The 13,526-nt window shown below is 56.3% G+C and carries 15 protein-coding genes; 5 read left to right on the forward strand and 10 right to left on the reverse strand.

From position 1 onward, the window contains the following. Positions 1-44: 44 nt before the first annotated feature. The 3 genes from AC2FJV_RS03130 to AC2FJV_RS03140 form a co-directional block, all read right to left on the reverse strand. Positions 45-530: a (2Fe-2S)-binding protein gene (locus tag AC2FJV_RS03130; RefSeq protein ID WP_142634109.1), complete on the reverse strand. Its 486-nt coding sequence runs from the start codon at positions 528-530 to the stop codon at positions 45-47. A 147-nt stretch (positions 531-677) separates the two neighbouring features. Further along, on the reverse strand, positions 678-1,679 hold the full coding sequence (locus tag AC2FJV_RS03135; protein WP_496712590.1) for a molybdopterin-binding protein: 1,002 nt from the start codon (positions 1,677-1,679) through the stop codon (positions 678-680). Next, the gene (locus tag AC2FJV_RS03140) at positions 1,676-2,644 is read right to left on the reverse strand and encodes an XdhC family protein (protein WP_496712592.1); all 969 of its coding nucleotides are present in this window, start codon (positions 2,642-2,644) and stop codon (positions 1,676-1,678) included. The genes AC2FJV_RS03135 and AC2FJV_RS03140 overlap by 4 nt, the downstream gene beginning before the upstream one ends. 225 nt (positions 2,645-2,869) lie before the next feature. Between AC2FJV_RS03140 and AC2FJV_RS03145 the strand changes: the two genes are divergently transcribed. Beyond that, on the forward strand, positions 2,870-3,370 hold the full coding sequence (locus tag AC2FJV_RS03145; RefSeq protein ID WP_496687864.1) for a hypothetical protein: 501 nt from the start codon (positions 2,870-2,872) through the stop codon (positions 3,368-3,370). Between the two features lie 3 nt (positions 3,371-3,373). Here AC2FJV_RS03145 and AC2FJV_RS03150 read toward each other — a convergent pair whose 3' ends face one another. Both AC2FJV_RS03150 and AC2FJV_RS03155 read right to left on the reverse strand, forming a co-directional pair. Beyond that, positions 3,374-4,630, reverse strand: a complete 1,257-nt coding sequence (locus AC2FJV_RS03150; protein WP_496712596.1) for a vWA domain-containing protein — start codon at positions 4,628-4,630, stop codon at positions 3,374-3,376. Further along, complete coding sequence (locus tag AC2FJV_RS03155) at positions 4,630-5,538, reverse strand: AAA family ATPase (RefSeq protein WP_271946832.1); 909 nt, start codon at positions 5,536-5,538, stop codon at positions 4,630-4,632. The genes AC2FJV_RS03150 and AC2FJV_RS03155 overlap by 1 nt, the downstream gene beginning before the upstream one ends. Positions 5,539-5,699: 161 nt before the next feature. Here AC2FJV_RS03155 and pyrC point away from each other — a divergent pair, with 161 nt between their 5' ends. Then, positions 5,700-6,737 (forward strand): dihydroorotase, encoded by a 1,038-nt coding sequence (gene pyrC / locus AC2FJV_RS03160; RefSeq protein WP_281994693.1) that lies wholly within the window; start codon positions 5,700-5,702, stop codon positions 6,735-6,737. On the opposite strand, the gene AC2FJV_RS03165 is transcribed toward pyrC, so the two are convergent. Together AC2FJV_RS03165 and AC2FJV_RS03170 are read right to left on the reverse strand one after the other, a co-directional pair. Next, positions 6,734-8,029, reverse strand: coding sequence for an MmgE/PrpD family protein (locus AC2FJV_RS03165; RefSeq protein ID WP_496693235.1), 1,296 nt, complete (start codon positions 8,027-8,029; stop codon positions 6,734-6,736). The genes pyrC and AC2FJV_RS03165 overlap by 4 nt on opposite strands. 38 nt (positions 8,030-8,067) lie before the next feature. Next, positions 8,068-8,514: a type II toxin-antitoxin system RatA family toxin gene (locus AC2FJV_RS03170; RefSeq protein ID WP_142634123.1), complete on the reverse strand. Its 447-nt coding sequence runs from the start codon at positions 8,512-8,514 to the stop codon at positions 8,068-8,070. 72 nt (positions 8,515-8,586) lie between these two features. On the opposite strand from AC2FJV_RS03170, the gene hpt reads away from it, so the two are divergent. Together hpt and AC2FJV_RS03180 are read left to right on the forward strand one after the other, a co-directional pair. Then, positions 8,587-9,129 carry a hypoxanthine phosphoribosyltransferase gene (gene hpt, locus AC2FJV_RS03175; RefSeq protein ID WP_142634125.1) on the forward strand — a complete coding sequence of 181 codons (543 nt, stop codon included), beginning with the start codon at positions 8,587-8,589 and terminating at the stop codon, positions 9,127-9,129. A 130-nt stretch (positions 9,130-9,259) separates the two neighbouring features. After that, a complete protein-coding gene (locus AC2FJV_RS03180; RefSeq protein WP_282118568.1) occupies positions 9,260-9,619 on the forward strand; it encodes a hypothetical protein in 360 nt (119 codons plus the stop codon). Positions 9,620-9,623: 4 nt separating this feature from the next. On the opposite strand, the gene AC2FJV_RS03185 is transcribed toward AC2FJV_RS03180, so the two are convergent. Together AC2FJV_RS03185 and lipA are read right to left on the reverse strand one after the other, a co-directional pair. Next, positions 9,624-10,766 carry an amidohydrolase gene (locus tag AC2FJV_RS03185; RefSeq protein WP_496712599.1) on the reverse strand — a complete coding sequence of 381 codons (1,143 nt, stop codon included), beginning with the start codon at positions 10,764-10,766 and terminating at the stop codon, positions 9,624-9,626. Further along, positions 10,763-11,713 (reverse strand): lipoyl synthase, encoded by a 951-nt coding sequence (gene lipA, locus AC2FJV_RS03190; RefSeq protein WP_142634131.1) that lies wholly within the window; start codon positions 11,711-11,713, stop codon positions 10,763-10,765. The genes AC2FJV_RS03185 and lipA overlap by 4 nt, the downstream gene beginning before the upstream one ends. Before the next feature lie 265 nt (positions 11,714-11,978). On the opposite strand from lipA, the gene AC2FJV_RS03195 reads away from it, so the two are divergent. Continuing rightward, positions 11,979-12,527 (forward strand): peroxiredoxin, encoded by a 549-nt coding sequence (locus tag AC2FJV_RS03195; RefSeq protein WP_496687851.1) that lies wholly within the window; start codon positions 11,979-11,981, stop codon positions 12,525-12,527. On the opposite strand, the gene AC2FJV_RS03200 is transcribed toward AC2FJV_RS03195, so the two are convergent. Beyond that, complete coding sequence (locus AC2FJV_RS03200) at positions 12,505-13,494, reverse strand: hydrogen peroxide-inducible genes activator (RefSeq protein WP_496712601.1); 990 nt, start codon at positions 13,492-13,494, stop codon at positions 12,505-12,507. The genes AC2FJV_RS03195 and AC2FJV_RS03200 overlap by 23 nt on opposite strands. Positions 13,495-13,526 lie beyond the last annotated feature (32 nt).

Genomic DNA, 13,526 nt, shown 5'->3' on the forward strand with positions numbered 1-13,526 from the left:
CCTCCCTGAAAAAGAATTTTCGTCGAAAATTCTTTACGTCGGTATTACTCGGCAGCGATGCCGCTTACGTCCTGGCCCGATGCGGCCATGATCGCTTTGACAATGTTGTGATAGCCTGTGCAGCGGCACAGGTTGCCTTCCAGATACTTTCGAATCTCGGCTTCGCTCGGGCGCGGGTTCTCTTTCAGCAAGGCGGCGGCGCTCATCACCATGCCCGGCGTACAAAACCCGCATTGCAACCCGTGATGATCCTGAAACGCCTGCTGAATCACGTTCAAAGACCCATCCTCAGCGGCCTGGCCCTCAATCGTGGCGACCTCAGACCCGTCTGCTTCCAGCGCAAGCATGTTGCACGACTTCACCGCCGCGCCATTCACATGAACAACACACGCCCCACATTGCGCAGTGTCACATCCAACATGCGTTCCGGTCAGCGACAGATGATCACGTAAAAATCCAGACAACAACGTCCGACCCTCAACCTCACCGCTAACAGACCTCCCGTTCACGGTCATGGTGACCTGTGTCATAAGTTCCTCCCATGTCATATTTTTCTCTGTCGAGTTAAACACGGGACTTATTGTTTGAGAACAAAAATTTCGCAGGGCGCCGTTTATGACAGATCACAATGCCGAACAAAGCGGTCTGATCTGGGCCTTAAATTGATGTCAAACGCCTTACCGCTTGATAGATGCGCGTGGCTGTGGCCGGGTCGGGATTTCCTTGAGCAATCCACCGACCCCCATGCCTGCAATATGCGCCGCTGTCGTTTCAATCCCGCAAGCCACGCGCGACAAAACCCAATCCGCACCGTTCAGTGCGGGAGAACGTGCACACCCCGGCAAACCGATTACGGGTCTGGCGTCCAGCAGACCGGTGAACAACAGGTTGCCCGGATCTACTGGCATTCCAAACCGATCCACCTGACCGCCTGCAACACGAACAGCCTGCGGCGCAACATCATGCGCATCCGAAGTTGCTGAGCCCGTCAAGATCAGGACAATATCCCCTTTAACACCCGTCAATGCAGCAGACAGCGCCTGAATCTCATGTGGCACCACCCGAATGTCATCCAAACCCATACCCAGGGCTTCGACACGCCCTCGGATTGCAGCTATTCCCTTGTCGTTCGAAACACCTCCGGGGATGTCTGTGACGATCAGGCCGGCACTGCGAAACACCGGGCCAGACAGGCGCACCGCTCCTTGTGTCAGCGCCGAGGCACGCGCCACATCTTCGCCGGGGACGGCATAAGAAATGACTTTGATCGTCGCCACCATCCCGCCTGATCCCATCTGTTGATATTGGGGAACTGTGGCCACAGTAATCATTGGGTTAACCAAGTTGAACGCTTCCAGCGCCTGTACGTCCAGAACAGCGACTCCGGGGCCTCTCGCCAAGAGGTTAACGCGCCCTGTGAACGGCTCGGTGACGCGCAATCCCACGGTTGTCGGGTCCGGGGCCAAAGCCTCTGCCAACATCCGGGCAGCGTCGTTTTCGTGACAATCACCGGATTCCAGTTGCGCAACAGTGACCGAGGTCAGCCCGGCGGCAGCCATTTCATCCAGATGTGTCTGCGTGAGCAAGAGGCCCTTACGCAGCTTTGTGTCTTGGGCTTTCACTGAATGCGCCAGAATTGCACCAGCGGCCTCGCGCAAAGGAACCGAGCCAAACTTCATGCTTTGCCCCGCAACACCGCAGTCATTTCGGCCAATATGGAAACCGCAATTTCCGCAGGATCGGCGGCACCGATATCCAAGCCTACGGGACCGTGAATCTGTGAAATCTGCCCTTCAGTAAATCCGGCTTCTTTCATCCGGGTGACGCGTTTCGCATGCGTTCGATTAGACCCCAGCGCCCCAATATAGAACACCCCGGCTCTCAGGGCGGCCTCTAACGCGGGATCATCCAGTTTTGGATCATGGGTCAGCAAGACAACAGCCGTTCGCGCATCCATTCCAAGCTTTGCAACGGCCTCATCCGGCCAATCCGTCAGCACGGTTTCCTCAGGGAATCTTGCGGCGGTTGCAAACGCATCTCGTGGATCCACAATCGCAGGGTCGTACCCCGCAATTCGCGCCATCGGGACCAGGGCCTGAGCAATATGAACGGCCCCGACCACTATCAACCGCAAGGGCGGATTGTGGACCGAAACAAATGTCTTCGCATCCTCTTCGAAACCGGACCGGTCCATGCGCATGCGTTCGGGATAACGATCGCGCTGCAACGCACGATGGCCGGATTCGATATTCACTTCATAAGCCACAGGCTCGCGCTGCGCGCGTGCAGCGACCAGATCGCGCAATATGCTTTCAGGAAGGACCGATCCAATAGGCTCGACCAGTACCCGAATTGTTCCGCCACAGGCCAGCCCGACCGCAAAAGCATCTTCGTCACTGACCCCGAATTCAAGTAGGCGCGCTTCACCCTCTTCGATCGCTTCCAACGCCTCGACGACAACCGCACCTTCGACACAACCACCCGATACCGACCCCTCAAAGCGGCCATCACCTGCTATCACAAGCTGAGCGCCAACACGTCTGGGGGCACTGCCCCAGGTCTGAACAACCGTAGCCAGCGCAACTGGCTTTCCCGTTTCATACCAATCCAGAGCAGTCTCGGGGCTGTTGTCGAATCTGTCCATATCGCTCTCCTGGCGTTTCCCGCACCAACATAGGCAGGTTTGGCAGGATGAAAAGTAAGCCATCAGGCTAACTCATGGGCCTTGAAAGAAATTCCAAATGCTATGCAAAGCCCCGCGGGTTTCAGCCGAACATCCAATGCATTGATTGCCAGCCCTCCCGATTCTGACCTAAACGCGGATCATGCGCAGCTGTGACGCAGATAATTTTCAAAAGGAGACAGAGACTTGAAACACATTATTACACTCGGATCGGTATTGGGAATGCTAGCGGCGACAGTGGCCAGCGCAGATACCTTCCTGCGCTATGGCGAAGTGGACGGATGGAAAATCTTCATCGACGAAGACAAGAAATCCTGCCTGATCGAAGCTGTTGATAACGCGGAAAACGTGGTTCAAATGGGCCTGACCGAAGACCGCGGCGTGGGATATGTTGGCGTATTCACCAAAGCTGAAACCAACATCAAGCGTGGCGAAACCGAGGCTGTGGCGATCCTGCTGGGCGAAAACCTGTATCTTGGAGAAGCCACCGGCATGAAGGGCAACATCACCAAAGGCTATTCGGGTGGCTATGTGCTGTCGGATGACCCCAAGTTTGCCGAAGACCTTGCCAAACAGAAAGTTATGGTTGTGTTCCCCGAAAAGGAATTCGCCTTCACCGTTGATCTGACCGGTACGTACAAAGCGATGGAAATGGCGCGTAAGTGCAACGAAGAACAGCTTGGTTGAGACCTACTTCGAAAGCGCGGCCATCAACCGCGCTTTCTCACCCATGTCATCCGGTTTTGAGATGACTTTGGCCAGATCTTCCAGCGACGCAATGGAATGGCCGGCCCGAAAGCTGTCAACATGGGGAAGCATCGCCGCCACCCCCTGCGCTTTTGGCGCAAAGCCATCCCAGCGCAACAAAGGGTTTAGCCAGATCAAACGGCGGGCTGACAGATGCAGGCGCTGGATTTCTTTTCCAAGCACCTCGGGTTCGCCCCGATCCAGACCATCCGTAATCAACAACACCACCGCACCCTGCCCCAGAACCCGGCGCGACCAGTCACGGTTAAAAGCGTGCAGGCATTCCCCGATCCGCGTGCCACCCTCCCAATCTTGCGCCTCGGCCCCTGCCGCCGACAGGGCAGCATCCACATCGCGTTGGCGCAGGTGCCGGGTGATATTCGTCAACCTCGTACCGAATGTAAACGCATGAACCTTGGCCCATCCCGCGCCTTTGACGTTTGAAACCGCATGCAGGAAATGCAGGATGATACGAGAGTACTGGCTCATAGATCCTGAAATATCGCAGAGAACGACAAGGTTCGGCCACCGTTGTTTCGGCTTCAAATACGCGATGTCCCGCAGTTCACCACCCTGCCGCATGGATGCGCGCAGCGTGCGGGCGCGGTCGATCCGATGCCCAAAGTGGCTGGCTTGGCCTCGGCGCGACTCGATTGGTTTTACCGGCAATTTGAGCTGTGCCAGAATGCGCTTGGCCAAGGCAATTTCTTCGGTGCTCATTTGCTCAAAGTCTAGATTGCGCAACCGTTCTTCCGAGGACGCGGTTCGCGACGCATCTATCTCCAGCTCAGTTTCTTCCTCGATGTCAGAGCTGTCAGGCAAGTCCCGTTCGACGCCGTCCAGCAGAGCCTCGGCCGCGCGTTTCTCTGCAGCGTCGGCCTTGCGCTCTTCCTGAACGCCGCGGATCGCGGGCAGCATCATGGACATCATGTGTTCCATGTAACGTGGGTCGCGCCAATACATGCGGAAAATCTGCGCAAATACTGCCCGATGCTCGGGTCGGGTCACGAAACAAGCGTGCAACGTCCAGTAAAAATCCCGCTTTTCCGAAAACCCCGCAGCCTGAACCGCCCGGATCGCATCCACGACCCGCCCGGTGCCGATGGGCAACCCGGCCTTGCGCAAAGCCCGCGCGAAATGAGTGATGTTCTGCGCCAGTTTTGGGTTGTCGGGGATGTCGAGAGGGAGCTGTTCAGCCATCAGGCAGGTTCCAGCGACGCCTTGGCTTCATCCAGAATACGTTTCGCCTCGGACCCTTGCAGTTGCTGGATATCGTCCTGATATTTCAGGATCGCCCCCAGCGTGTCGCCGATCACTTCGGGGCTAAGGTTGATGACGTCCAGCGCCAGCAGGCATTTGGCCCAGTCGATGGTCTCGGCCACGCCTGGTTTCTTGAACAGATCCTCTGTGCGCAGGTGTTGGACAAAGGCGACGACCTCTCGGCTTAGCGCCTCGGCGACCTCGGGGGCGCGGGCGTTCAGAATTTCAATTTCACGGTCAAAATCCGGGTAATCGACCCAATGGTACAGGCAACGGCGTTTCAGGGCGTCATGCACTTCTCGCGTTCGGTTCGATGTAACGATGACAATCGGTGGCTCCGGCGCTTTGACAGTGCCCAATTCGGGAATGGTGACCTGAAAATCGCTGAGCGCTTCCAGCAGGAAGGCCTCGAACGGTTCATCCGTGCGGTCAAGTTCGTCAATCAACAGGACGGGTGCCCCGTTTTCATCCGGGCGCATGGCCTGCAGCAACGGACGCTCGATCAGGTAGTCGTCAGAAAACAATTCGGTCTGCAACGAACCCCGGTCAGCGCCGCCCGAGGCTTCGGCAGTTCGGATCGCCACCATTTGCGCCGGGAAATTCCATTCGTAAACCGCCGAGGATGCGTCCAACCCTTCATAACACTGCAGGCGGATCAGGCGACGGTTCAGACCAGCGGCCAGCGCTTTGGCAATCTCGGTTTTCCCGACACCTGCCTCACCCTCAAGAAATAGCGGGCGGCCCAGTTTAAGCGACAAAAACACCACTGTCGCCAAGGCCCGACCGCAAACGTAACCTTGCGAGCCCAGCATTTGCTGCACGGTATCAATGGAATCTTGCTGCGTCATGGAACCCTCTTTCTTTCGTTGCTTAACAGGTCATGCAAGCGCGGGGGCGTCAAGGCCCCGGCCCCGCCACCCAGACGCCATCGCGGCAGAGAGGTGAAGTTTTTGCACCAGATCCTCACGGTTTGGTTGGTCTTTGGCCGAGGCTGTGCTAGCGGATGCGCATGACTGATACCCTCACCATTCGCCGCCCCGATGACTGGCATCTGCATTTGCGCGATGGCGCCATGTTGCAGGCCGTTCTGCCCGAAACCGCACGCCATTTTGCCCGTGCGATAATAATGCCGAACCTCGTTCCGCCAGTCGTGCGCGGCGATCAGGCCGCCGCATATCGCGACCGCATTCTGGCCGCCCTACCAGAAGGCATGCCGTTCGAGCCGCTGATGACCTTGTACCTGACCGAAGACACCGACGCCGAGGATGTCGCCGCAGCCCATGCAAGTGGGCTGATCAAGGCCGTAAAGCTGTATCCCGCAGGCGCAACCACCAATTCCGCCTCGGGCGTGCGTGATTTCGACAAGGTCCGCCCGGTGCTTGAGAGAATGGCTGAGATCGGTCTGCCGATGTGTGTCCATGGTGAAGTCACCGATGCCGAGGTCGACATTTTCGACCGCGAAGAGGTTTTCATCGATACGATACTTGATCCACTGCGCCAGGCGACTCCTGGTTTGCGAGTCGTGATGGAACACATCACGACGGCTCAGGGTGCAAATTATGCGCAATCCGGTGGAGATGATCTGGCCGCAACAATCACGGCCCATCACCTGATCATCAACCGCAATCACATCCTGGTGGGCGGGATCAAACCGCATTACTACTGCTTGCCCGTGGCCAAGCGCGAGACCCATCGCCAGGCTTTGATGAGCGCCGCAACTTCTGGGATGTCTTGCTACTTCCTTGGCACCGACAGCGCGCCACACACAGATGCAAACAAGGAAATGGCCTGTGGCTGTGCGGGATGCTTCACCGCTACAAACACAATGTCCCTTGTGGCCGAGATGTTTGACAAAGCCAGTGCGCTGGACAAGCTGGAAGGGTTCACATCATTGAACGGACCTGCGTTTTATGGCCTGCCAGTTAATAAAGAAACCATCACCCTTACCAAGGGCGATCCCGTTGAATATCCCGACAAGATCGAAACTGACGACGGCCCGGTAACAGTATTCGAACCCGGGTTCCCATTGCACTGGCGCGTTGTCTAACGCGCCAGCATTTTCGCCAGATCGCGAGTCCGGCCACCGGTACGCAGCATCGACCAGATCGCGTCTGCGTCCTCGGCACCGATCAGCTTGGCCGCCTTGCTTCTGACCCGGTCTTCCCGGTCGGCCAATGTCATAGGGCCAAGCAAATCGTGGCTGGCCTGTTTTCGTGCCCCATCGCGGCGCAGCAAAGACAGATCCGCTTGAGTTTCAGACAGCGTCTCATCGGCTTCGACTGAAATCCGGTCCCGCAGCGATTGCAGGCGCCTATCCGCACATACCTTATCCGAAAAACTGTCTGGCAAGGCTGTGTCATATCCCAGCGCTTGCATAGCAATAACCGTCCGGTAGGAAAACTTGGCCCCCAACCCGGTGGTCGGAGAGGTTTGATTACACACTGTCATCCAACGTGGGTGGGTCTTGATCCTGATCTCGGCTACTTCGGGCTCTGCAATATCCAGGTCACGTGCGGCCTCTAATGCGGCGTGCAACCCATGACAGCAGGCATGAAACTTATGGCTTACATCTTTGAACAGCCACGTTTCTCCTATTCCATCCAGAGCAGCGGCCTTTTCGGACTGACCCATATGGGTTGCACCAAAACCATAGGGCCCCTCAAGCGCATCCGAGTTGGGATCAAACCCCTTGGACACCAACAGCGCAGCCTCAACCCCTGCAGCGGCAGCTAGCCCGGCATTATAGGGCTTTCCCATCGTGCCGAAATGAGCTTTCAGCCCTGCGGCGCGGGTGGCAGCCAGACCAAGAACCCGGCGCATCTTTTCCGTATCGAACCGCAGCACCCGGCCAGCGGCGACCGCCGCACCAAAGGCACCTGATGTCGCGGTCTGATGGAACCCGCCCTGGTAATGCGCGCGCCCCAGCCAAAGCCCCACGCGGATCGAAACCTCCATCCCGACAAGAGCGGCCTCAAGGACATCGACAAGAATCCGGTCGTCCCAATCACAAAGAGCAAAGGCCGCAGGCATAACCGCGACCGAAGGGTGCCCGATATGCGCAAAATGCGTGTCATCATAATCCAAAGCGTGGGAAATGGTTCCGTTAACCAAACCTGCTGCCCTGACGGGAGCCAGCCCCCCGCCAAACAGATGGGCCTGCGGGTTGCCTCCTTCATCCAGAACCAGTGCGCGCACGGTCTGAGATACGGGTTCGCTAACACCGACGCGGCCAACAACCACCCAATCCAGCGCAGACAGAGAGGTTACGAGACGGGCCTCTGACGAGGTCGCAACAGGCCCCGAGGCAAAATCGGCCAATGCTGTGGTAAAATCAGTCATGTGGCGCAGTCTAGCAAGCGCCGCTTTCGGGTAAAGACTTAGCTGTACAATTCCTCTGCCCGGCCCTCGAACGCCCTCACGATCCTGTGCATCGCCTCATTGAAGACCACTCCGATGATACCCTGAAGAATGGCATTCTTGAATTCGAAATCAACATGGAACGAAACGTTGCACCCGCCTTCTGCTGCGTCCTCGAAATGCCAGTCCGACTTCATGTATTTGAAGGGCCCATCCAGATATTCCGTGTCGATCCGGCGTTGTTCGGCAAACAGGGTAACCCGGCTGCCAAAGCGTTCGCGGAACACTTTGAACGAAATGATCAGGTCCGCTTCCATCACCTGTGCCTCTCCTGCTGCATATGAGCGTCGGATACGTGCAGCCGCACACCAGGGCAAAAACTCGGGATACTTTGCTACATCGGCAACCAGATCGTACATCTGTTGCGCAGTGTAAGGCAGGTGTCGCGTTTCCGAATGTATAGGCATGGCGTCCGGTTTTTGCAGGTGACAATGGCGCGTCATGTCGTATGTTGCGCGCCAAAGATCAAGGGGGCAGCGATGAGCCAGCGCGGATATGTGATTGATGAGATGATCTCGGCAAAGGCCATTGCCGCCAGGATCGAAGAACTTTGCCGCGAAATCACTGCCGAATTCGACGGGACCGACAAGCTGGTCGTTGTCGGCCTGCTGCGTGGCAGCTTTGTCTTTATCGCCGATCTGGTGCGCGAATTGGACTTGCCCATCGAAGTGGATTTCCTTGAGGCGTCATCCTACGGGGATGCGATGGAAAGCAGCCGGGAAGTCCGCATTCTAAAAGACCTGCGCGGCGCTATTGAGGGTCGCGACGTTCTTGTGGTCGAGGATATCGTCGACACCGGGCACACGCTGAACCACGTTACTCATCTGCTGCAAAGCCGCGATCCTGGAAAACTTCGCTCGATCGCACTACTGGACAAGCCCAGCCGGCGCGAAGTCGATTTCCGTTCGGACTGGATCGGGTTTGAAATTCCTGATGAGTTTGTTGTGGGTTACGGGATCGATTACGCACAGCGCAATCGCAACTTGCCGTTTATTGGTAAGGTTCGTTTTATCGAAGACTGAGAAGGATAAAAAAAACCCAGATTCCAATAGTCAAAGTTGCTGCGCACATTTGCATTCACTTAATTGAATACCATTGGACAACGCCCTCAACAACAGATTACCCTCCGATCATCTTAGGAGGATTCTGCTTATGAAAGTAATGTCTATTGGGCTTCTGGCGACTTGCGCAGTCGCCGCAACGGTTGGTCTTGCGGACGCAAAAGACAACAAGGGCAAAGGGAAAGGCCCAGACAAGTCGAAAATCGAAAAGTCGATAAAGACCAATAATGGCGTTGGTGTACCGCCCGGACAGATCAAGCGTTATACGCGAGGTCAGAAACTCCCTAACGATCTGAATTTTGATTATCTTGATGACCTGGACGGCTGGAAGTTGAAGCCCCTACCCGCCGGTCAGCGATATATCCGCGTGGATGACGAAATCCTGTCGATATCAGATGACACTAAGACAGTCATTGATGCCGTTGGAATAGTCAGCGATCTCGTAAACTGAAGTTTCAGCCATTAAGTGATCGAATTGCGGCAACAAATACGTCTACTCCTACCGGGATAAGTGCGTCTGGAAAATCATAGTCAGGGTTATGCAATTGCGGATGATCCTGCCCCGACCCCAGCCAGAACATGGCCGTTTTCGCGCCTTTCCCAAATTGCCCGAAATCTTCTGAGAACTTTTGCGGCGTCTCTGTTGAATGGAACGGTACTCCACGCTCGGCGCAGGCCATTGCGATGATGCTCACCGCGTCGCTGTGATTGACGCAGGCCTCGAAGACATCGTCATAGGTGATCTCAACCTCCAGACTGTCGGCGGATGCGGCGCGGCGCGCCAGTGCCTCGGCCTCTGTCATCAGCGTCCGCATCCGGGCATCTGAAACGGTGCGCAAGGTCACCCAGATCTCGGCCTTTCCCGGAGCCACGCCGAAAGTCGGCTCTCCCAAACGGGCATGCGTCACAGTTGTCAGCGCAAAATCGGCATCCAACGCGCCGCCTGCGCCTAAACTCGCCAGCTTCGAAACCAGTTCGGACATCGCCTCAGCCGGGGAAATCCCATCCTGAGGCGCAGCCGCATGGGACGTCTTGCCGGTCAGGATGATTTTCATCCCGCGCGAGGCGCAGTTAGCCGAACTCTGACACAACTCAACAGCGCCAAGTTCCAACCCCGGCAGGTTGTGCAGAGAGAACACGTAGTCCGGCGCGATCTTCGCGAATTGAGGGTCCGCGCGAAAGGCGATGGCGCCCTGCCCGGTTTCTTCAGCCGGTTGAAAGATCAAAACCACCCGACCCTTTTGGGGTCGGTGACGCGCCAGGTCGTCGGCAACGCCAAGCACCATCGCCATGTGCCCATCATGGCCACACAGATGTCCTTTGCCCGGAACCTTCGACACATATAGGTGCGTTCCAAGTTCTTGAATCGGCAGCCCATCCAATTCGCACCGGATACCAACGGTTGGCCCAGCCTGCCCACTGTCAAAAACCGCGGCAACACCGTGCCGTCCCAGTCCGGTAAGCACATGGTCCGCACCGAACCCCCGCAAAAGATCTGTTATGAGGGCAGCGGTCTCACGCTCGTGCCCGGATAGTTCGGGATATTGATGCAGTTCGTGGCGCAGGCGTGTCAGCCGCGCATGCGCTTCGGGTGTCACCCCTGTTCCAGCTTTTTCCGGCGTGCCTCACGCAGCCGGGCAAAATCGTCTCCGGCGTGATAAGACGACCGGGTCAAAGGTGTGGCCGATACCATCAGGAACCCTTTGCCATAAGCTGCCTTTTCATAGGATGCGAATTCTTCCGGCGTTACGAACCGATCGACTCCGTGGTGTTTGGGCGTGGGCTGCAGATACTGACCGATGGTCAGGAAATCAATTTCAGCGGCGCGCATATCATCCATGACCTGCCGGACCTGCTGACCATCCTCACCCAAACCGACCATGATCCCGGATTTGGTAAAGACCGACGGGTCCAGCTCTTTCACGCGCTGCAATAGACGCAAAGAGTGGAAATACCGCGCGCCCGGTCGCACTTCGGGATAGAGGCCAGGCACCGTTTCAAGATTATGGTTAAAGACGTCTGGCTTTGCCTCAACGACAACTTCTAGAACGGACGGATCGCATTTCAGAAAGTCGGGCGTCAGAATTTCGATCGTCGTACCCGGAGACCGGTGACGCACGGCGCGAATGGTCTGCGCAAAATGCTCTGCCCCGCCATCTGCAAGGTCATCGCGGTCGACAGAGGTGATGACCACATGGTTCAACCCCAGCTTTTCAACCGCATGAGCAACGCGACCAGGTTCAAACGCATCCAGCGAATCCGGGCGACCGGTGGCGATGTTGCAAAAGGTACAGCCGCGCGTACAAATCTCGCCCATGATCATCATGGTCGCGTGGCCCTGGCTCCAACATTCACCGACATTGGGGCATCCGGCTTCTTCACAGACCGTAACCAGATTGTTGTCACGCATGATCTTGCGCGTGTCGGCATAACCCTGACCACCGGGCGCTTTAACGCGAATCCAACTGGGCTTTTTCGGCTGCGAATTGTCGGGCCGATGAGCCTTTTCTGGGTGTCTTTGTTCGGGAATGTTCAGATCGCGCACGGCCTGTCTTTCTGACTTTGGGTCAATTCGGTTTACCCATAACATAAACTGACCTCTGCTATTACACCACCCATGCATAGCCGCTATGCATCAGGGTGAAAGACTTTGACGTCTCAGGGCCAAAATTCTAAATAATTTCCTATTATTAACTGCAACTTACGCGTTGTCAGGTAAATTCTGACGCACCTGGAACATCCGCCATTGAAGCGGATTTGGAATCCTTTTAAGTCCACGAAAACCGTACGTGATTCACAGGAGTTCGATCATGAAGTCTGGCACCAAACTGCCCGAAGTGACCTTTCACACCCGCGTCCGAGACGCTTCTGTCGAAGGACCAAACCCCTTCCGTTGGGAAGACAAGACCACGGCGGACTATTTCGCAGGAAAGCGCGTGATTCTGTTCTCACTGCCTGGCGCATTCACCCCGACATGTTCGACCTATCAGTTGCCCGGTTTTGAAAACGGCCACGCAGATTTCAAAGCCGCAGGTGTGGACGAGATCTATTGCATGTCCGTGAATGACAGCTTTGTCATGAACAAATGGGCACAGGATCAAGGCCTGAAAAACGTCAAGGTCATCCCTGATGGCTCAGGCGAATTCACACGTAAAATGGGCATGTTGGTCGACAAAGATAATCTAGGCTTTGGCATGCGGTCCTGGCGCTATGCGGCCATCATCAATGACGGCATCGTAGAAGCCTGGTTTGAAGAGCCCGGACTGATGGATAACTGCCCCGAGGACCCCTATGGCGTTTCTTCACCGGAAAACCTGATGAAACATCTAAACGAAGTCAAAGAGCCGGAACTGGCCTGAGTTCGTCCTCAACAGAAAAGCCCGCTTCAGGCGGGCTTTTTTGTGAATAGCGCGTTTGCGTGACAATGCTCTCGCCGACGGTGCGAATGGTATCCGCCAGGCTTTCGAACCAATCTTCCTGCGAGGTAGAAGATCGACGAACTAGCCCCACTGTCCTTGCCGGCTGCGGCGAGGCAAATCGCATCAGCTCAAGACCCGGTACCGCGTCGGATTCGGAACGGGCGGCAAGCTCTGGCATGAGCGTCAATCCAAACCCTTCGGCAACCAAACGGGATAATGTCGCCAAAGACGAGGCACCCATGTTAATCAGACCGCTGCTGCGGTCCTGACCACAAACCTCCAGGGCCTGATCCGTCAGGCAGTGCCCATCATCCAGTAGCATAAGCTGTGCATTTTGAAGGTCCAAAGGGCGCAAACGCTCTGTATCGCTGGAAAAATTGCGCAACCGTGCCGAACTTCCGGCCAATAAGAACCGATCCTCGAACAAGGGAAATTCGAACAATTCGCTTCCCCCGGAGGGCAGCGCGACCACACCTGCGTCGATCTCACCAGCGCGCAGCATCGTCAACAGGCGCTCTGTCCGCGCTTCGCGTATCTGCACTCTCAAAGAAACATCGGCCGCCCTTAACCCCGCCAGAACACCTGGCAGAACATAGGGCGCAATCGTCGGGATTATTCCGATCGACAAAGACCGATGCCCGCTTGAGTGATCCTTGGCAAATTGGTCGAGCCTGTCCGAGGCACCAAGTATCTGACGCGCATATTCGAGCACATCCCGCCCCAAAGGGGTAAGCAATATGTCACGGGCCTTACGCTCGAACAGGGCACCACCGAGGGTTTCTTCTAACGCCTTGATCTGAACCGATAATGCCGGTTGCGAAACGTTACACATCTGTGCCGCCCGCCCAAAGTTGCGCTGTTGCGCAACAGCGTTAAAGTATAGAAGCTGTCGAAGGGTAAAGTTCATAACCCCTAGCTATCACTCCACCCTGAAACCGC

It is taken from the genome of Ruegeria sp. CDSA241 (genome assembly GCF_059611265.1).